Annotated in this window: 18 protein-coding genes and 2 pseudogenes; 6 read left to right on the top strand and 14 right to left on the bottom strand. The window is 39.4% G+C overall.

The annotated features are described in order from the left end of the window. The 5 genes and pseudogenes from BLS38_RS10875 to BLS38_RS10855 all read right to left on the bottom strand — a co-directional run. Positions 1-82, bottom strand: a pseudogene (locus tag BLS38_RS10875) (hypothetical protein); the annotation flags it as partial. A gap of 94 nt (positions 83-176) precedes the next feature. Next, on the bottom strand, positions 177-2309 hold the full coding sequence (fusA, locus tag BLS38_RS10870) for an elongation factor G (RefSeq protein WP_092749502.1): 2133 nt from the start codon (positions 2307-2309) through the stop codon (positions 177-179). Between the two features lie 124 nt (positions 2310-2433). Further along, positions 2434-2904, bottom strand: coding sequence for a 30S ribosomal protein S7 (rpsG, locus tag BLS38_RS10865; protein ID WP_092749500.1), 471 nt, complete (start codon positions 2902-2904; stop codon positions 2434-2436). A gap of 157 nt (positions 2905-3061) precedes the next feature. Further along, positions 3062-3436, bottom strand: a complete 375-nt coding sequence (gene rpsL, locus BLS38_RS10860) for a 30S ribosomal protein S12 (protein ID WP_002050319.1) — start codon at positions 3434-3436, stop codon at positions 3062-3064. 164 nt (positions 3437-3600) lie between these two features. After that, a complete protein-coding gene (locus tag BLS38_RS10855) occupies positions 3601-4647 on the bottom strand; it encodes an EcsC family protein (RefSeq protein WP_171258575.1) in 1047 nt (348 codons plus the stop codon). A gap of 265 nt (positions 4648-4912) precedes the next feature. Here BLS38_RS10855 and BLS38_RS10850 point away from each other — a divergent pair, with 265 nt between their 5' ends. Further along, positions 4913-6142: a beta-ketoacyl-ACP synthase II gene (locus tag BLS38_RS10850; protein WP_092749496.1), complete on the top strand. Its 1230-nt coding sequence runs from the start codon at positions 4913-4915 to the stop codon at positions 6140-6142. Between the two features lie 18 nt (positions 6143-6160). Continuing rightward, entirely contained in the window at positions 6161-6619 is a 459-nt protein-coding gene (hemJ, locus tag BLS38_RS10845; RefSeq protein ID WP_092749494.1) for a protoporphyrinogen oxidase HemJ, read from the top strand. Between the two features lie 25 nt (positions 6620-6644). On the opposite strand, the gene BLS38_RS10840 is transcribed toward hemJ, so the two are convergent. Then, positions 6645-7109 (bottom strand): Lrp/AsnC family transcriptional regulator, encoded by a 465-nt coding sequence (locus tag BLS38_RS10840; RefSeq protein WP_425283483.1) that lies wholly within the window; start codon positions 7107-7109, stop codon positions 6645-6647. 175 nt (positions 7110-7284) lie between these two features. Between BLS38_RS10840 and BLS38_RS10835 the strand changes: the two genes are divergently transcribed. Further along, on the top strand, positions 7285-8454 hold the full coding sequence (locus BLS38_RS10835; RefSeq protein ID WP_092749510.1) for a benzoate/H(+) symporter BenE family transporter: 1170 nt from the start codon (positions 7285-7287) through the stop codon (positions 8452-8454). A gap of 32 nt (positions 8455-8486) precedes the next feature. Beyond that, complete coding sequence (locus BLS38_RS10830; RefSeq protein WP_092749492.1) at positions 8487-9380, top strand: DMT family transporter; 894 nt, start codon at positions 8487-8489, stop codon at positions 9378-9380. A gap of 80 nt (positions 9381-9460) precedes the next feature. Here the strand turns inward: BLS38_RS10830 and BLS38_RS10825 are convergent, their stop codons facing one another. Both BLS38_RS10825 and BLS38_RS10820 read right to left on the bottom strand, forming a co-directional pair. After that, positions 9461-10123, bottom strand: a complete 663-nt coding sequence (locus BLS38_RS10825; RefSeq protein ID WP_092749490.1) for an HAD-IA family hydrolase — start codon at positions 10121-10123, stop codon at positions 9461-9463. Positions 10124-10171: 48 nt separating this feature from the next. Further along, positions 10172-10757, bottom strand: a pseudogene (locus tag BLS38_RS10820) (histidine phosphatase family protein). A gap of 94 nt (positions 10758-10851) precedes the next feature. On the opposite strand from BLS38_RS10820, the gene BLS38_RS10815 reads away from it, so the two are divergent. Next, on the top strand, positions 10852-11619 hold the full coding sequence (locus tag BLS38_RS10815) for a hydroxymethylpyrimidine/phosphomethylpyrimidine kinase (RefSeq protein ID WP_092749488.1): 768 nt from the start codon (positions 10852-10854) through the stop codon (positions 11617-11619). 48 nt (positions 11620-11667) lie between these two features. Here the strand turns inward: BLS38_RS10815 and BLS38_RS10810 are convergent, their stop codons facing one another. Beyond that, positions 11668-13854 (bottom strand): carboxy terminal-processing peptidase, encoded by a 2187-nt coding sequence (locus BLS38_RS10810; RefSeq protein WP_092749486.1) that lies wholly within the window; start codon positions 13852-13854, stop codon positions 11668-11670. A gap of 197 nt (positions 13855-14051) precedes the next feature. On the opposite strand from BLS38_RS10810, the gene nagZ reads away from it, so the two are divergent. After that, positions 14052-15059, top strand: coding sequence for a beta-N-acetylhexosaminidase (gene nagZ / locus BLS38_RS10805; RefSeq protein ID WP_092749484.1), 1008 nt, complete (start codon positions 14052-14054; stop codon positions 15057-15059). A gap of 45 nt (positions 15060-15104) precedes the next feature. Here nagZ and BLS38_RS10800 read toward each other — a convergent pair whose 3' ends face one another. From BLS38_RS10800 to msuE, 5 genes are all read right to left on the bottom strand, one after another. Further along, positions 15105-15626 (bottom strand): iron transporter, encoded by a 522-nt coding sequence (locus BLS38_RS10800; RefSeq protein WP_092749482.1) that lies wholly within the window; start codon positions 15624-15626, stop codon positions 15105-15107. Beyond that, on the bottom strand, positions 15616-16431 hold the full coding sequence (locus tag BLS38_RS10795; protein ID WP_092749480.1) for an FTR1 family iron permease: 816 nt from the start codon (positions 16429-16431) through the stop codon (positions 15616-15618). Before BLS38_RS10795 ends, BLS38_RS10800 begins: the two co-directional genes overlap by 11 nt. A gap of 10 nt (positions 16432-16441) precedes the next feature. Further along, on the bottom strand, positions 16442-16792 hold the full coding sequence (locus BLS38_RS10790) for a cupredoxin domain-containing protein (protein WP_092749478.1): 351 nt from the start codon (positions 16790-16792) through the stop codon (positions 16442-16444). A 274-nt stretch (positions 16793-17066) separates the two neighbouring features. Then, on the bottom strand, positions 17067-18152 hold the full coding sequence (gene sfnG, locus BLS38_RS10785) for a dimethylsulfone monooxygenase SfnG (protein ID WP_092749476.1): 1086 nt from the start codon (positions 18150-18152) through the stop codon (positions 17067-17069). Positions 18153-18180: 28 nt separating this feature from the next. Continuing rightward, positions 18181-18903, bottom strand: a complete 723-nt coding sequence (gene msuE, locus BLS38_RS10780; protein ID WP_092749474.1) for an FMN reductase — start codon at positions 18901-18903, stop codon at positions 18181-18183. Positions 18904-19016 lie beyond the last annotated feature (113 nt).

Genomic DNA, 19016 nt, shown 5'->3' with positions numbered 1-19016 from the left:
GCGTTGTTTTACCATGGTCAACGTGACCAATTGTTCCCACGTTTACGTGTGGCTTATTACGTTCAAACTTAGCCTTAGCCATGATGATCTTCCTTTATTCATGCTCATGAGGGGTAACTCATGAGCAATAGGTTTTTAACTTAATAATTTGTATCGACAATATAGTAATCTAAAGATTACTCGTCGTCACCTTTTTTACCAGTTTGGAACTTAGTAATGATGCCTTCAGCCACATTACGTGGAGTTTCAGCATATTTTGCAAATTCCATAGAGTAAGTTGCACGGCCTTGAGACATAGAACGCATATGTGTTGCGTAACCAAACATCTCAGCAAGCGGAACTTCTGCACGGATAGACTTAGTACCACCAGGTAAATCGTCCATACCTTGAACCATACCACGACGACGGTTTAAGTCACCCATGATATCGCCCATGTAGTCTTCAGGCGTCTCTACTTCGACTTTCATTACTGGTTCAAGAAGAACAGGATCTGCTTTCATGAAACCGTCACGGAATGCGTAAGAACCCGCCATTTTGAACGATAATTCGTCAGAATCGACATCATGGTAAGAACCATCAAATAATGTTGCTTTAATGCCTACAACTGGGTAACCAGCAAGGACACCATTCTTCATACGTTGTTGAATACCTTTATCAACAGCACCGAAGAATTCTTTAGGTACAACACCACCAACAACTTCTTCAACGAATTCGTATTCTTTTTCGCTTTCAGCGCCCATAGGCTCTAAACGCACATAAACATGACCAAACTTACCTTTACCACCTGTTTGGCGAACAAACTTACCTTCTTGTTCAACTGTTTTACGAATTGTTTCACGGTAAGCAACCATTGGTTTACCAATATTTGCTTCAACACCGAATTCACGCTTCATACGGTCAACAATAATGTCTAAGTGAAGCTCACCCATACCAGCAATAATTGTTTGACCTGATTCTTCATCAGTACGAACACGGAATGAAGGATCTTCTTTAGCTAGACGGCCTAAAGCGATAGACATTTTCTCTTGGTCCGCTTTTGTTTTTGGCTCTACTGCCAAAGCAATTACTGGATCAGGGAATTCCATACGCTCAAGCGTAATGATGTTTTTCTCATCACACAGTGTATCACCTGTTGTTACGTCTTTTAGACCAACACAAGCAGCAATATCACCCGCACGAATTTCATCTAAATCTTGACGATCTGCAGCATGCATCTGAACAATACGACCTACACGCTCACGCTTAGATTTAACAGGGTTAAATACTGGGTCACCTTGCTTTAACACACCTGAGTAAACACGAATAAACGTTAAGTTACCTACAAATTTGTCATTCATAATTTTGAATGCAAGTGCAGAGAACGGCGCTTCATCAGATGCTTCACGTGTTGCTTCAGTTTCCGCTTTGTCGTCTAGAACACCACGGATTGCTTGAACCTCTGTAGGAGACGGCAAGTATTCAATAACCGCATCCAACATACGTTGAACACCTTTGTTTTTGAATGCAGAACCACACAACATTACTTGAATTTCAGACGCTAAAGTACGTGCACGTAAACCTTGCATGATCTCTTCTTTAGAAAGATCACCTTCTTCAAGGTATTTGTCCATTAATGCTTCTGAAGCTTCAGCTGCTGCTTCCACCATGTTGACACGCCATTCTTCAGCAGTTGCAACAAGGTCAGCAGGAATTTCACCTAGATCGAATTTCATACCTTGAGATGCTTCATCCCAGATAATCGCTTTCATTTCGAGTAAGTCAACAACACCTGTAAAGGTATCTTCAGCACCAATTGGTACAACGATTGGTACAGGATTTGCACCAAGACGTTTTTTCATTTGTTCAACAACACGGAAGAAGTTTGCACCTGTACGGTCCATCTTGTTCACGAATGCTAAACGAGGTACTTTATATTTATTTGCTTGACGCCATACTGTCTCAGACTGAGGCTGTACACCACCAACTGCACAGTAAACCATGCACGCACCATCAAGAACACGCATAGAACGTTCAACTTCAATTGTGAAGTCTACGTGTCCTGGAGTATCAATTACGTTGATACGGTGTTGCTTGAATTGATCCGCCATACCAGACCAGAAACAAGTCGTTGCAGCTGAAGTGATAGTAATACCACGTTCTTGCTCTTGTTCCATCCAGTCCATTGTCGCTGCACCATCATGTACTTCACCAATTTTGTGAGATACACCTGTGTAGTACAAGATACGTTCTGTAGTTGTCGTTTTACCTGCATCAATATGTGCAGAAATACCGATATTACGGTATTGAGAAATAGGGGTTTGACGAGCCATGGTGTCTTACATTCCTAATGTTATTTATAAAACAGGACGCATTAAGTCTAATGACTTAATGCGTTCAAATGCAAAAAATACAAGTATCTTTTACACTATTTTTATGACAGCCTGTTTTATCCGCTTAGAAACGGTAATGAGAGAAGGCTTTGTTCGCTTCAGCCATACGATGTACGTCTTCACGTTTTTTAATCGCAGAACCTTTGCCTTCTGCTGCATCTAGCAACTCACCAGCAAGACGTAAAGCCATAGTTTTTTCAGAACGCTTTACAGCAGCGTCTACTAACCAACGCATTGCTAAGGCAGTACGACGGGATGGGCGCACTTCCATAGGTACTTGGTATGTAGCACCACCAACACGGCGAGCTTTTACTTCAACCATTGGACGAACTTTTTCAAGCGTTGTCTCGAAAAATTCAGCTGGGTCTACTTTGTTTTTTTCTTGAACACGTTCTAAAGCACCGTAAACAATGCTTTCTGCAATTGATTTTTTACCATCTTGCATAACGTGGTTCATGAATTTAGCGATTGTTTGGCTACCGAACTTAGGATCCGGAAGGATTTCACGGGCAGCGACTACGCGACGTCTTGGCATGTTAATACACCTAATTTATGACACTTCAGGATAATCCAGCAGTGTGTACAAAGTGTCATGTACTTTACGCTGGCCTTACTATACGTCGCTTGTTTTTTCAATTAAATGAAGTTAAACCAGCGAAACGCTAAAGGATTTTTTGGTTTTAACGCCTAAATTACTTCTTAGGACGCTTAGTACCATATTTAGAACGGCTTTGGTTACGATCTTTAACGCCAGCACAGTCTAATGAACCACGAACGGTGTGGTAACGTACACCTGGTAAATCTTTAACACGACCACCACGGATAAGAACAACACTGTGCTCTTGTAGGTTATGGCCTTCACCACCGATATAGCTTGATACTTCAAAACCTGAAGTTAAGCGAACACGACAAACCTTACGCATTGCTGAGTTTGGTTTTTTAGGTGTAGTTGTATATACACGTGTACATACACCACGGCGTTGTGGACAAGCCTTCAACGCAGGAACTTTGGATTTTTCAACCAAAGTTGTACGACCCTTACGGATCAATTGATTCGTTGTTGCCATATGGCAATTCTCCCGTTAATTAAAAACCCAAAAAAGAAAATTTAGCACTTTTGAGGGCACATAATTGTATTCAAAAATAGTGCCACCGTCAATATCAGCGTATCGTTAAGCGATTTAATCAATCAAGGGGGAAAATAAATACCATATCACCTGTATTATATTTTTTAATTCACCGTATTGTGTGTGGGGTTTTCTTGGGCTTGGGCTGCATTATATGCTTGTAAAGGCGTTAAATTTTCAGCATGGTGTTGTAATTGATAGGTTCTGGTTACGTCAAAGACATGGCGTGCTTTTTCGCCAACATGTTCAATAAATTTCCAATTATAAAAAGCACTTATACCAACAGTTGCCAAAGGTGTTAATTTACTTAACCAACCCAGTGCAGGCAATTGCATTAACCACGACCAATGCGCTTCGTCTTGCTGGCTTTTTATAAATTCTGCAAACCATGTAAAGTCATTACTTGAGCCTAAAAACTGCTGCAAACCGTCAAAGTCATGATTTTCAAATACACGAGAAATTGAACGTATCGCCAGTAAAATCGCTTGCTTTTGGGCAATTTGATCAAACTCTATGTGTTCAAAAATAAGTGCCAAAAGGGTTTCTTCATCGTCTTTGAGTTCAAAACCATAAGCATAACCTGTCTGATAGACTGTTTTTAGTGCAAAAAGTAACGTTAAAGGCAGGTCTGCAACTGCACCTACTGTACCAAAAACAGCAGTAACTCCACCCTGTATAGCTGTAAACCATTTACTTTGTTCTGTGAATGCTTGAGCAATTCGGCCAGAATGCACAGGGTCGGTAGCTAACTCTTGTAAATTATTTACCCCTGATTCACGAAGAATGTTTTGTACTTTAGTCAGCCCAATTGCATAACTGTTTAGTTGCATAAATAAGTAATCAGCAACTTGATCTAAGCCAATTGGCGATAAAAACCCGACTGCACGAGTGACTTGACCGAAACGACCACCCAAAAGCTGTTGTGACAAATTAGGAACATAATGACGCATCACATTTTGCATGTTGGCATACGTTTTGTCTGTCGCATGCCCTTCTATCACAGACTGGCCATTTAAAGGATAGTAATGTTGTACTTTACTCTTTTGCTCCCAACGCTTGAATTGTACTAAACCATAGCCTTTGAGCGTTTTAGCCACTCTCAACACTTGACTTGCTTTCGTTTTAGCAGGTTCATCGGTTTGATACTGCATCAAATTCACTCCATGATTTTTATTAAATAACACATAAATATTAGAATCACTGTACATTTATCTCAACTTGAATCTATATCTTTTACATAAATACTACCGCATCACACAGTGAGTCTATTTTTATGCAAATAGGTATATGATTTGCCATAAGATTTAAAAAAGCTTTCTGTTATGATGAGTTCATACAAAATATGTGTAGGTATCGCTCAAGTTTAAAAATGATGCGATGACTTACGATGATGATGAAAAACATAAGGATCACTTCATGAAACGTGTCGTAATTACTGGTATGGGTATTAACTCATGTATTGGCAATACATTAGAACAAGTGACTGAATCTTTAAAAAATGGTATTTCAGGGACGTCATTAAACCCAGTTCATGTAGAGCTTAACTTTAAAAGCCATGTCAGTGCACAGGCAAAACAAGAGTTTGACCATATTGACCGTAAAACAAAACGTTTTATGGGCGTATGTGCAATGTATGCTTACAATTCAGCATTAGATGCGCTCAAGCAAGCAGGCCTTGAGGTTGCAGATTTGGGCAATAACCCTCGTTACGGCATTGCAGGTGGTTCAGGCGGTGGTTCAACAGCATCTGTCGTTGAAATGAATGAAATTTTAGAAACCAAAGGCGCACGTAAAATTGGGCCATTCTTTGTACCACGCAATATGACCAACACCATTACTGCCAACTTAGGTACAGCATTTAAACTACAAGGCGTGGCGCACTCTGTTGCTAGTGCATGTGCAACTTCTGCCGATGCCATTGGTTATGCTTACAACCTTATTCAGCTGGGTAAACAAGATTTAATGCTTGCAGGTGGTGGTGAAGAAGACCATTGGTCGCAAAGTGTATTGTTTGATGCGATGGGGGCTTTAAGTGATAAATATAATGATACACCTGAGTCTGCTTCTCGCCCTTACTCTAAAGACCGTGCAGGCTTTGTGATTGCTGGTGGTGGTGGTTTCTTAGTACTTGAATCTTTAGAACATGCCCAAGCACGTGGTGCACATATTTTAGCTGAAATTGTAGGCTATGGCGCAAACAGTGATGGCGCTGATATGGTTGCGCCAAGCGGTGAAGGTGCAACACGTTGCATATTACTTGCACTTGACGAAGCAAAACAACACGGCGTAGAGAAGATTGACTATGTGAACTCACATGGTACATCAACACCTGCAGGCGATGTGACTGAACTTAAAGCGATGGCACGTGCTTTTGGCGACGGTCAAGTTCCACCTGTAAGTTCAACAAAATCAATGACGGGTCATAGTTTGGGTGCTGCTGGTGTACAAGAAGCAATTTATTCTGTACTCATGATGCAAAACAGCTTTATTGCACCAAACATTAACGTGACTGAGCTTGATGAAGGCACAGCAGGTTTTGATATAGTACTTGAAAAACGTGATGCAACATTGAATACTGTCATGAGCAACAGTTTTGGTTTTGGTGGTGTAAATGCTTGTCTAGTTTTCAAAAAATGGGCAAGCTAATTTAAAATAGGATCGCTCATGTATGCTCCCCCTCCCTCAGAAGCTTTTTTATGGGTAAAAGCGCTACACGTTATAGCTATTGTATGTTGGTTTGCTGCACTGTTTTATTTACCTCGTTTGTATGTTTATCATGCAATGAGTAATGATCAGACCAGCTATAACCGCTTTGAAGTCATGGAACGTAAGCTTTACCGCGGTATTATGTGGCCTGCTATGATTGCAACCCTGATTACCGCCCATTTTTTAGTCGACTGGGGAGATGCAACGCAACATTATCACCAAGCGCTTTGGTTTTATTTAAAAGTCGGCTTAGTTGGTTTGTTGGTGATTTACCATTTTGTGTGTGGCTATTATCGTAAAAAGCTCATAGAAAATCCGCATTATAAAACCCATAAATTTTGGCGTATGTTTAATGAATTACCTACAGTCATTCTAGTAGCAGTCATTATTTTAGTTGTTGTAAAACCTCAGTTTTAACTGAGGTTTTACTTTTTAAGATGCCTTAAAATATTAACATTCCATCTGTTTTAACATCATTTAATACAAAAAATGTTCTGACTTGCCTCACCCCAGGCAAGGAAATAATTTGCTCTTGATGAAACTGATTAAATGCAGCCAAGTCTTTCACTCTTACTTTTAGAAAATAATCGACTTCACCTGCCACAAGATAACATTCTAATACTGCATCTAACTGGTGTGATGTTTGTTCAAAAGCGGCAAAACTTTCTGGTGTAGAACGATCAAGCACAACACCAACCAAAACAATGGTCGCTTTATCAACCATGTTAGGGTCAATAATTGCTTGCACTTTTTTTATTGCCCCAATTTTAAATAAATGTTGGGTATGTTTCCAACATGCTGTTGTACTCATGGCTACAGATTTAGCCAATTCTGCATTACTTAAACGGCCATTTTTTTGTAATGCCCGCATAATTTTAAGGTCTATTGCGGTAAGTTTTTTATCAATTTTATCAGACAAAATATTATTCCATTTTCAATCATTTTTAGATTACATTATTTTATTATAAAATTAAAATAAGAAATAAATAACCACCTAATAGCCCAAAATAAGAAGCATATTTTCAATATATATTGTTACATTATTCACTCTCTAACAAGTATTAAAAATAGGGCTACTTGTGATTAAACAATTTTTTAATGATTTTTCTATATCAGCAGCCTTTGCTGGTTTCATTACTTTTTTAGTGGGTATTAGTGTATCTGCTGTACTCATTATTCAAGGTGCGCAAGCCTTAGGTGCGACTCAAGACCAAATTTCTTCTTGGTTTTTAGTCCTTGGCATTGCCATGGGTTTGACAGGTTTTATTTTGTCATGGCGATTTAAATATCCTGTAGCAACGGCATGGTCTACCCCTGGTATTGCTTTGATTATCGCAGTTGGGCATCACTATAGTTTAAATGAAGCCATTGCAGCATTTATTATCTGCGGAGTACTTACAGCAGCGATTGGTTTTTCAGGTTGGTTTGAAAAATGTGTGCAACAAATTCCAATCAGTTTAAGCTGTGCCATGCTTGCAGGCATTTTGCTTAAATTTGGCTTAGGTTTATTTGTACAGTTGCAACAACACATTGGTTTTGTCGCAAGCTTATTGACCGTATATTTTGTCAGTAAAAAGTATTTACCACGCTATAGTATTGTTATTACGGTTATTTTAGCAGTTATATTTTGCCCTATTTTTCTATCTTTTCAATTTCCAAGTATACATGGTCGTTTACCTCTACCAATTTGGGTACAGCCCCATTTTTCTTGGCAAAGTATTTTTGGTTTAGCACTGCCGTTATTTGTGATTAATTTATCATCTCAATTTCTACCTAGTATTGGTATGATTAAGAGCTACGGCTATACGCCAAATACCAACCAGTTGGTAGGCTGGTTAGGTGTAACTCAAACCATACTCGCCCCTTTCGGTGCTTTTTCGGTCTGTTTAGCCGCCATTAGTGCAGCCATTAATCTAGATGAACAAGCACATACAGACCCTAAAAAACGTTATATTGCAGGGCTTTTTTCTGGACTATTTTATTTACTCATGGCTGTGATGGCAGTCTCTTTAACCAATATCTTACTTGCATTTCCTAGTGTCTTCATCACCACATTGGCAGGGATTGCCTTACTCAGCACCATCACACATAATATTGCTATGGCCTTTGAGCAACCACAACAGCGTGAAGCAGCATGTGTCACTTTCTTATTTAGTGCATCGGGCATTGAATTTTTAGGTATTGGGGCTGCATTTTGGGGGTTACTTTTAGGCCTTGCTGTACATGCTTTTTATAATACTAAGCATAAATGAACACTATACCCACCTATTTTTGATGTCACATTATGTCTACCCAACTTACTAAATGGCCTGAACTTGCCTTAGTTTTTATTACTCTGTTATGGGGCTTTACGTTTATTGTCGTACAAGCGGCTCTAACCATGAGTAGCCCTATGTTTTTTGTAGGGTGTCGCTTTGCTGCAGCAGCCTTTGTATTACTGTTATTTTCTTTTAAATTACTCAAGAATACAACATGGCAAGATGCCTTTGCAGGCATTGTGATCGGTCTAACGATTGCTATCGGTTATGGCACACAGACCATTGGTTTACAAAGTATTTTAAGCAGTGAATCTGCTTTTATTACTGCACTTTATGTGCCTTTGGTTCCCATCATTCAGTGGGTTTTATTTAAAAAAATGCCTCGTTTAATGACATGGCTTGGTATTTTATGTGCGTTTATTGGCTTGGTTTTACTCACAGGAAATCATAGCCTAAATCTATCACTCAGCTATGGGCAAGTTTTAACATTAATCAGTGCTTTTGCTGTGGCTATTGAAATCATTTTAATTGGTTGGTTTTCTAAACGTGTGAATACTCAACGTGTAACCATCATTCAATTACTCAGCGCATCTTTTTTCGCATTTCTCAGCATGCCAATGTTAGGGGAGCAATTTGTAGTACCCTCTACATGGAATTTTTGGGCAATTATTGTGGGTATTGGTCTGGCTACAGCACTCATTCAATTTGTAATGAATTGGGCACAGCAATACGTAGAGCCAGCACGAGCAACCATTATTTATGCAGGTGAGCCTGTGTGGGCTGGATTAATAGGTCGACTAGCAGGTGAAAGGCTTTCAACCTATGCTGTTTTTGGCGCCATACTGGTCTTTATTGGAGTATTAATTAGCGACTTAAAATTCAAAAAGACCAAGAAGAACCAGATCAGTGAGCCTGAGTAGCTCACATCATCTGTTTTATTTTACTAAATATAAACACCACACTTTGTACATGCGATAGACAAAATATTTTCATAGGTTTTTTAAGATGAAGCCAACAGCCCTTTTAGTTGGCTAAAGTCATGAATATATGTATCAGGCTCAGCTTGCTGTAGCTCTTCTGTAGTGCCATACCCATAAGTTACAGCAACTGATCTTACCTGATTTTCTTGTGCGCCCTGAATATCATATTTACGGTCGCCTACCATTAAACACTGTTTTGCATCTAAGTGCTGTTGTTGCAAAATATAGGCGATCAGTTCAGCTTTATCTGTACGTTCACCTGTCAGCTCACTGCCATAAATATGGGTAAAGTATTGAGCTAAATCAAAGTATTCTAAAATACGCTTTGCATACACATGTGGCTTTGATGTTGCCAAATACAAGCCATAGCCTTGTGTTTGAAGCCATGCTAAGGTCTCCGCCACGCTTGCATACACAGTATTTTCAAACAGTCCAATGCTAGAAAAACGTTCTCTATAATCCGCTACAGCCTGATCTGCCACAGCATCATCTTCAGTATTTAATAAAATTTTAAAACTTTGCTTTAGTGGTGGCCCAATGGTCCAATCTATATTTAAGTTAGGGTCTAACGGTTGCTGTTGTTTTTGCATGGCATGGTAAATACATGCATGTATGCCCTGTTTTGGGTCAGTTAAGGTACCGTCTAAATCTAATAAAATATGTTTAACAGCTTGGGCTTGCATAAATCCTCTTTGATTTTTTAATGTCTACTGTATGTGATTTAAAATATATCACAGTATAAAAAGTTCAGTATTTTGTATCGGTTGCTTGAGTATTTTCTCTCTAAATTGTTGCATTAGTACTGTAATCGGCTGTAGATTTTTATGTAATATTTGAAATAACTGTAAAAACTGCCCATGACTAATTACAGCAATATTGTCATGTGGTTTTGTCTGAGCTAAATGTACCAACTGCAACCGAAATGCCTCTACTCGATCATAGAACTGCTCAAACGATTCAGCCTCTATTGCATCTTTAATAGCGGTAATCGTAATCCATACGATGCCAATACGCATCAACACATGTTTTGCGATCTTGCATGTTGGTATTTTCACACTTTTTTGCAGATAAGTAACTAAACTCATGTATATATGAGTTAATTTCAGGGGATACATCATCACGCTGTACAATGCCCTGAGCTGTTTGTGACGTGCAAATATACTTTGAAATCATCAACTGTTGAATACAGGGCAAACGATCAACTAAAGCTTGTGCCTGTTGCCATTCAAGCTCAGTTAAAACAATATCTGCATGTGATTGAGTACGCTCATCAATATTGGCTTCACTTTGTGCATGACGAATTAAAAAAATAGCCATATGCTTTAAGTTTAATCACTCTGATGATCTTAGATTTTATCACTTTATTCGGGTTATACTCACCTTTAACAGATCAAAAATAATGGATTAAACCGTGCGTTCAACCGTATTATGTTTTTCAGGTTTAGACCCTTCTGGTGGTGCTGGGTTACAAGCAGACATTGAAGCCATTGGGCAAAGTGGTGCGCATGCTGCAGTCGCATGTACAGCCATTACTGTGCAGAACTCTCAGCAAGTCTTTAGTTTTGAAGCAACATCTAAAACATTACTTTTGGCACAAGCCAATGCTGTGGTCAAAGACTTGCCTATTCGCTGTGTAAAATCGGGTATGTTAGGTACAACAGATAACATTACGGCTTTAAGTGAGTTTCTACAGCAACACCCAGATTATGCATATGTACTTGACCCTGTACTTGTTGCCAACAGTGGTGGTGCATTGGGTGACCAAGCCACATTGGTGACAGCATTTAGAGCACTCATTCCACTGGCAACTATAATCACACCCAACACCATTGAATTGCGTGCGCTCACAGGGCTTGATGACTTAAACCAAGCTACTGCAAAACTATTCGATCTGGGTGCAAAAGCAGTACTGGTTAAAGGGGGGCATGAGCCAACCCAAGACTATATTAAAAATACTTTATATGTTGCTGGTAAAGTAGTGTCTGAAACCCAATGCCCGCGCTTAGATGGTGAATATCATGGTTCTGGTTGCTCGTTAGCAAGCTTCATTGCAGGTCGTTTAGCTCAGGGAGACAGCATTGAAAATGCAGTACAGTTGGCTGAAAGCTGGCTGTTTGGCGTACTAAAAAATGCCGAATCACCTGTCGTTAATGGACAAAAAATACCCAAACGTTTTTAAATAAAAACCCCTCATGATGAGGGGTTTTTTATGGCTAAAATACAGTGACTACTTTTTCGCCGAAGTATTGGCATAATCAAGTAGCACATTCGCCGCTTCATCGACAAAAGCTTTATCTTCTGGCAATAATGGACGCTTACCTGCTTTCATTTTTGCGCGAGATTCTGCTTGTGCTTCCAAAGATGCTTGGTAACTTTCCCAATTTGCATACGGTTTCAAATTGGTCAACTCACGGCGTTTATTTTCAGCATCAAGCGTTTGTTTTTCCATATTATCTATTTCTGTACGACGCTCTGTTAAGCTGAGTACCACTTTCTTTTGGTCATCTTCTTTTTTCAATAGCTTCGTACGTGTTTCTAAGAAATTAAACTGCGGGTCTTTGGCAACACGTTGCGCAGATAGATTTTCTAACTGTGGTAAATACGCTTTAAAGTCACCTTCTCGTTTAAATGGTGCAGTCGGAATCGTATCCCATTTTAAAGCATTTTTAGCTTTACGCTCGCCAAATTCCTCGTTGTAAATATCGACTAACTTAATGTCTGGTACAACGCCTTTATTTTGTGTACTGCCACCTGTAATACGGTAAAACTTACGCTGTGTAAGCGTTGCTTGACCGTACGCTAAACTGTCTAACTGTACTTGCGCTGTTCCCTTACCTAAAGTGGTGCTACCAATCACAATACCTCGACCATAATCTTGAATCGCTGCTGAGTAAATTTCACTTGCAGATGCAGATGCAAGATTAATTAATACTGCAAGTGGACCTGAATACAGTTGCTCACCGTTGTCGTTGTCTTGGAAAATATTGACTGTGCCGTTGCCATCACGAATTTGTACCACAGGGCCAGACTTAATCACTTGGCCAATCATGCGTGCAACTTCTTCTAATGAACCACCGGGGTTATTACGTAAATCAACAATGATACCGTCTACATGTTGTGCTTGTAGGCTTTGTAATGCTTTTGCAGTGTCTTGTGCGACTGATCGGTAGTCAGCACCATCACGGCGAGCACGGTAATTTAAGTAAAATGAAGGAATTTCAAGTACACCAAATTTATGTGCTTGACCATCACGTACTACATCTATTGTACGTGTACGCACACCTTCATCTTCTTCTTTAATCACACCGCGAACCAAAGCCACATTACGCGCTTGACTCATCGGCATACCAGAGCCCAGTAAACGAACGATGACTTTTGTGCCTCGCTTACCACGAATCAGCCCTACGATTTCTTGGCTAGTCCAACCTACGACATCTTCCATTTTTTTACCGTCTTGTGCTACACCCACAATACGGTCACCGGGATGCACTTGCCCTGATTTACTGGCAGGACTTCCCTCTACAATCGTTTCAATACGTATATAATCTTCATTACGACGCTCAGGACGAATAGACACACCAATCCCTTCTAACTCCAATGTCGTTTGACGATTTAACTCCATTGCATCTATTGGTGGGAAATAATTACTGTGTGGATCATAGGTCAATGTCATGGCATTGAGTATTTTTTCTAATACATCATCGCTTTTTAAACGACCAATACGCTCAAGTTTACGTGTATAGCGTTTGGTTAATGTTTGTGCAGGCGTTAAATTTTCAGACTCTGTTAAATCTTGTCCATTGGCTAAACTTGGGTCTGCTTTTAATGCTGCTTGTTTGGCAAGGTCTTCTTGTTTGGTAATGGTCAAATTAATCAGTTGTGAAACCAATGTTTTGTTCCAATAGTCTTTTTGTTCTGCTGTTGTGGCAAAATATGGCGCTTTTTCACGGTCTGTATCTAAGTAAACCGATTTTTGCTCAAGGTCTTGAGGTTTTTTCAGCTCAGCCAACATATAGTTATAATATGTTTTCAAACGGTCTCTATACTGCGCATGTATTTGATATGCTGCAGATAAATCACCTGCTTTTAATCCAGAACCTAAAGCATCGCCATAGGTTTTTTTATAGTTTTCAACTTCAGAGGCTAAAAACAAGGTATGGTCAGGGTCTAGACTATCTAAATACATGTCTAATATACGCTGAGATGTCCCTGCATCTAAGCGCATATTTAAATAGTGCTGACGGTCAATGAGCGTTGCCAACTGGCGCGTGACCAATTTTTGTTCTTGTGTTGGTTCAATGCTACGGCGGTCAACACTTGCATTGGTTGCTGCAATGGCCTCAGACATCGTATGGTTAAAAAACAGTCCACCTGTCACTAAAGCAACAGCACATGCAATCATTTGTAGTTTCATAAACGAATTATATTTCCTTAAGTTTTGCTAGACCATACTAAATCTAGTTGGTGAAGCTGTTATGTATTGCATTGATCAATACAAACTAAATCTTCTATATATTTTAGTTTTATCATATTCTGTAGCAACACAATGTAGCAAATCATTGCAAAATATACTTATCTAGAAAATATACTGCGTAAAATGGAACACATACTATGATTGGTGCGCTCATGCTAGACATTGCAGGTCTTGCTTTGTCTACAGAAGATATACAGATTTTAGCAAACCCTCAGGTGGGCGGCATCATCTTATTTTCTCGTAATATCGAATCTCCACGCCAAGTCAGAGCACTCACTGACCATATTCGGCAAATCCGACCAGAAATTCTGATTGCAGTCGACCAAGAAGGTGGCCGAGTACAACGCTTAAAACAAGGCTTTACTAAACTCCCTGCTATGGGCCAATTTGGGCATTTATATCAAACCCAACCCGAACAAGCACTTAGTTTAGCTGAACAATGTGGTTGGCTCATGGCTACGGAAGTTTTAGCAGTAGGCATTGATTTAAGCTTTGCTCCAGTACTTGATCTAAATAACATTAGTGATGTGATTGGCGACCGTAGTTTTTCTAATCATATTGAAGATGTCGTGGCATTAGCACGTGCTTTTATGCAAGGTATGCAACGTGCAGGTATGGCCACCACAGGCAAGCATTTTCCAGGTCATGGCTCAGTTAAAGCAGATTCACACATTGCTGCAGCACTCGATCACCGCAGTTATCAAGACATTGCCAATACAGACATGCAAACCTTTGTGGAACTTATGCCAACACTGAATGCACTGATGCCAGCACATGTCATTTACCCACAGGTAGACCGCAACCCAGCAGGATTCTCTCGTTATTGGATTCAAGAAATTCTACGTAAACAGCTTGGCTTTGAAGGCGTATTATTTTCAGATGATTTAACCATGCAAGCAGCTTGTGTAGCAGGCGGAGCAGACGCCCGAATTATAGCTGCACTTGAAGCAGGCTGTGACATGGGCTTGGTCTGTAATAATCGTGATGATGCCATATTGGCACTTAACGCCATTCAAGATTTGCCGTTACCCGATCAGATACGTATACAACGTATGCAAGGTAAAATCCCGAGCTTAAATATTACAGATGAGCTCGATTTAGGTGATGAATGGCATGAAGTCAAACAGCGTATTTTACAGATATAAATACGCTGTTTGCACATAGGCCATTGGGCCTATGTGTTTAACATGCTATGACTGAGGGTATTTAAACGTAAACGTTTCTTTAAACGGTTTAAACCATTGTGGTAAAGCTGTAGCTTTGTCTACATGACGCTCATAGCCCATCTCATCTGGTGGTGTGTACTTAAACGTCACTTTATATGTGCCCGGTCCGGCCATTTTTACACTATGTGCATAATGCGCACCATCTGCAGCCGACATTGGAATCAATTGTCCAAATTCTAAGAAGTTACTGTCACCCACTTTTTGCACCACATAATCAATGCTTAAATATGGAATCCATGCATCTGTTGCAAAACCCCATTTGTTGTCTGCTGTGGCATGAACATCTGTTTCCAAATGAATCACATCTTCTCCCATGTCCATAGACACCGGCATAGGACTGGTTTCAATACCCAGTAAATAAGAAGAAGCTATTTCCATTCCCTCTTTTTTCACTGGCCCACCAACAGGGTACTCTTTGGCAAAAACAGTGCCCGAGAACAGTAATGTACTGAGCGATACGCCCATCAATAATGTTTTAATGTGCATGTGTAGCAGCCCTCTTAAATATTTTTGTGAGTGAAATAATAACGAACAGGGTGACTCCCCAAGACAGTAGCTGGATGCCCATGGGGGTAGAGGTATATCCAAAAATGGCGCGCATAATATTGCCAAACCAGCCATTATCGGAAAGGAGTTTGGAGGTATCCCAAATGTTGTAGCCTAAAGCAGGTAATAAATCGATTGATGCTAAAAGCCCTGTTGCCTGCGATACTAGACCTGCGGCAATCAGTGACAATAAAATATTGCTATATAAAAAGATTTTTCGAATAGAAATAAGCACCAAGCCTTTATAAGTAATCCACGATACAATCACTCCAAGTACAATACCCAGTAAACCACCAATAATAATGCTTTGTATGCCTGTGCCTGTAGAAACCATAATGCTGTATAAAAACATGACCACTTCCGATCCTTCACGCATCACGGCGACCATGACAATAATGGCGATCGAAAAGTGATTACTTTTATTTTTAATAATATCTATGGCTTGATTGGAGCTTTTTTCTGCCAGTTCTCTACCATGAGTCGACATCCACGTAATTTGCCAAATGAGCATCACTGCTGTGAGCGACAATAAACTTGCATTAAAAACTTCTAAGCCACGCCCTGAGAGTAAATTTTCAATACTGTTGGTAAATACGGCCAAAAGACAGGCAAAAAGTATCCCTAGCGTAATACCTGTTAGTACCTGCCATTTAATGTTAATACCCTTACAAGCAGATAAAATGACTGAAATGACGAGTCCTGCTTCAAATGCTTCTCGAAATACAATTAATAGTGTTGCAAACATGGTCGCTCCCTCATGGTGTCGCTTGAAGACTACCTTTTATGCCCGTTGAGCTGTAATCATCAAAAAATGTATATGTTCCGACATTTAAAGGCCCTGCAAACACGGTAATGGTGGCATGTGGAGTAGCAATTTTTTCAAACTTCATGTCATAACTTTCAAGTTCTGCCACTTTTTGTGTGTTATTGGTCATTTGAATTAGAATCTTTTGCCCCTGATGCACAACAATTTTATTAGGTATAAACCCATGCTCAGTTAACGTGAGTTTTATGGTTTGTCGATCATCGGCATGTGCCATAAGTGTGGTGAATAAAAAACTACTGATTGCCACAATAACACTCAGTATTTGCTTGGTTTTGATCATACCCGTATGGCCATGAATAATTCTTATTATCAACAACTGTAGCAAATAGAAAATTCATCTACCTTAAAAAAAGATTTTTCTTAGGATATTTTTTAAAAAAAATGAAGCCCCCAGATTTCATTAAAAAATTATAAATATAAATCAAATACTTAAATACAAAAAATTTAAGAAATTTACAAAACTATTATTTAGACATAAAAATAGACCACATGTTAGTGATCTATTTTTACTTTTATATTTTTAAATTGATATAGGTCGCCTCATTAGCATCGAATCATTGCTCATTTTTTTCTAACTCACGGATTAGCGGTAAAACATGCTGACCAAAATATTCAACTTCTTCTATAAAATGTAAAAAACCAGATAAAATTAAATCAACACCCACTTTTTTTAACGCAATAATACGCTGTGCAATTTGCTGAGGTGTACCAATTAAGTTGGTTTTAAAACCATCATTATATTGTACAAAATCTTCAAAAGTAGAGTTTGCCCAATTGCCTTCTTTTTCTTTGGTAGAAGCACCTGCTTCTTTGCTTGCATCTGCAAATGCATCTACAGCTTCAGTATTGGCATAATGAATAATGTCTTTTAACACCGCTTGTGCTTCTACTTCAGTATCACGAGCAATAATAAATGCATTGACCCCAATTTTGACCTGATGACCATTCAACTTGGCTTTGTGCCGAATATCATCAATTTGTTTTTTGATTTCATCGACTGTATTGCCATTGGTAAAATACCAGTCGGACACACGTGATGCCATATCTCTAGCCGCTTTTGAGCTTCCACCTTGAAACACTTCAATGGTAGACGGTTCAGCAGGCTTAGGTTTCAGGGTGTAATCACTAAACTGGTAATACTTGCCTTGAAAAGAAAATTGATCTGTGGCCCAAATGCCTTTAATACTCCGAATAAACTCTTCTGAACGAGCATAACGCTGGTCATGCTCAGGCCATTCTTCCCCTATGGCATCGAACTCACCTTTAAACCAACCACTCACAACATTAATGGCGATTCTACCCTGTGTCAGATGACTAATCGTGGCCAATTGCTTAGCCGCTAAAGCGGGTTTCCAAGGCCCCGGTAATACGGCAGCAATCACTTTTAAATGTGTAGTTTTAGCCAATAACGCATGACTGAAACTCACCGACTCATGTTGGTTTTCAGCACCATAGCCTGCGGTAAATCGAATTTGGGTAAGTGCATAGTCAAAACCATTTTTTTCAGCGGTTTGTGCTAAGCGAACATTGTAGTCATAGCTCCAATCTGTACGTTGCTCAATATTACTGATTACTAGCCCACCACTGACATTGGGGACCCAGTAGGCAAATTTTAATGCCGTGGAAGATGTTGTTGTCATATATTTACTCTCTCATATCCATCAAAAATTAAGCGACAAATGGTTTTTTATGATGAATGCGAGATTCGGCAACGCTCAAGTCCGGTACACTAATTGAAGGCAATACCCCCTCTTGCTCAATCTGTGTATTGATCCCTAAATTTTGATTGGCTTGTTTAGATGTTTGTGCCAATGCACTGACACGTTTTCCTTTGGCAGGTGCCCACTCTAAAATGGGTAAAGCACGAGCTACGGCCAAAGTAATACGTTGTTTTAACTGTTCGCTTTGCAGTGTGTATTGTGGGGTAAAGTCTTTATCTGTTGCATAAACACCAATTGGTAAAGTTTGCGCCTGAAAGAAGCTAAACAATGGTCGTAATTGATGTTCAAGCACTAACGCATGGCGTTCACTACCACCAGATGCAGCCAATAACACAGGTACATCGACTAAAGCCGTTTGCTCTACAAAATCAAATAAATGCTTAAAAAGCCCTGTAAATGAGGCACGATATACTGGGGTCCCTACAATTAATGCATCTGCAGACTCTATTTTTTCTAAGTCTTGTTGAACTCGTTCAGGAAGCTGATGACGATAAATTGCACCACCAAGTAAAGGACCTATTTCACTCAACTTCACAAAATGTACCTGTATATCTATAGCACTCGATAATTCATCTAAAATATTTTGTACAAGACTTTCTGTTTTTGATGGGGTATTTAATCCACCAGAAACAGCAACAACATTCAATACAGTACGGTTATTATTTGACATTTCGAATCCTTTTTTTAAATAAAATCTACTGTCTATTAATCACCGTATTGCATTTTTTGTAAAATATAAAATAAGCGATTATTTATATATTTTTAAACTAATGAATTATTCGT

Source organism: Acinetobacter boissieri (genome assembly GCF_900096955.1).
Classification (GTDB): domain Bacteria; phylum Pseudomonadota; class Gammaproteobacteria; order Pseudomonadales; family Moraxellaceae; genus Acinetobacter; species Acinetobacter boissieri.
This window is presented reverse-complemented; position numbering and strand designations above follow the sequence as displayed.

Excerpts from the sequence above, each read along its gene's own strand:
- BLS38_RS10800 (WP_092749482.1), bottom strand. The coding sequence starts at position 15,626 with ATGCACATTAAAACATTATTGATGGGCGTATCGCTCAGTACATTACTG.
- BLS38_RS10795 (WP_092749480.1), bottom strand. The coding sequence starts at position 16,431 with ATGTTTGCAACACTATTAATTGTATTTCGAGAAGCATTTGAAGCAGGA.
- sfnG (WP_092749476.1), bottom strand. The coding sequence starts at position 18,152 with ATGACAACAACATCTTCCACGGCATTAAAATTTGCCTACTGGGTCCCC.
- msuE (WP_092749474.1), bottom strand. The coding sequence starts at position 18,903 with ATGTCAAATAATAACCGTACTGTATTGAATGTTGTTGCTGTTTCTGGT.
- hemJ (WP_092749494.1), top strand. The coding sequence starts at position 6,161 with ATGTATGCTCCCCCTCCCTCAGAAGCTTTTTTATGGGTAAAAGCGCTA.
- BLS38_RS10810 (WP_092749486.1), bottom strand. The coding sequence starts at position 13,854 with ATGAAACTACAAATGATTGCATGTGCTGTTGCTTTAGTGACAGGTGGA.
- rpsL (WP_002050319.1), bottom strand. The coding sequence starts at position 3,436 with ATGGCAACAACGAATCAATTGATCCGTAAGGGTCGTACAACTTTGGTT.
- BLS38_RS10825 (WP_092749490.1), bottom strand. The coding sequence starts at position 10,123 with ATGCAAGCCCAAGCTGTTAAACATATTTTATTAGATTTAGACGGTACC.
- BLS38_RS10790 (WP_092749478.1), bottom strand. The coding sequence starts at position 16,792 with ATGATCAAAACCAAGCAAATACTGAGTGTTATTGTGGCAATCAGTAGT.
- nagZ (WP_092749484.1), top strand. The coding sequence starts at position 14,052 with ATGATTGGTGCGCTCATGCTAGACATTGCAGGTCTTGCTTTGTCTACA.
- fusA (WP_092749502.1), bottom strand. The coding sequence starts at position 2,309 with ATGGCTCGTCAAACCCCTATTTCTCAATACCGTAATATCGGTATTTCT.
- BLS38_RS10830 (WP_092749492.1), top strand. The coding sequence starts at position 8,487 with ATGTCTACCCAACTTACTAAATGGCCTGAACTTGCCTTAGTTTTTATT.
- rpsG (WP_092749500.1), bottom strand. The coding sequence starts at position 2,904 with ATGCCAAGACGTCGCGTAGTCGCTGCCCGTGAAATCCTTCCGGATCCT.
- BLS38_RS10850 (WP_092749496.1), top strand. The coding sequence starts at position 4,913 with ATGAAACGTGTCGTAATTACTGGTATGGGTATTAACTCATGTATTGGC.
- BLS38_RS10855 (WP_171258575.1), bottom strand. The coding sequence starts at position 4,647 with ATGCAGTATCAAACCGATGAACCTGCTAAAACGAAAGCAAGTCAAGTG.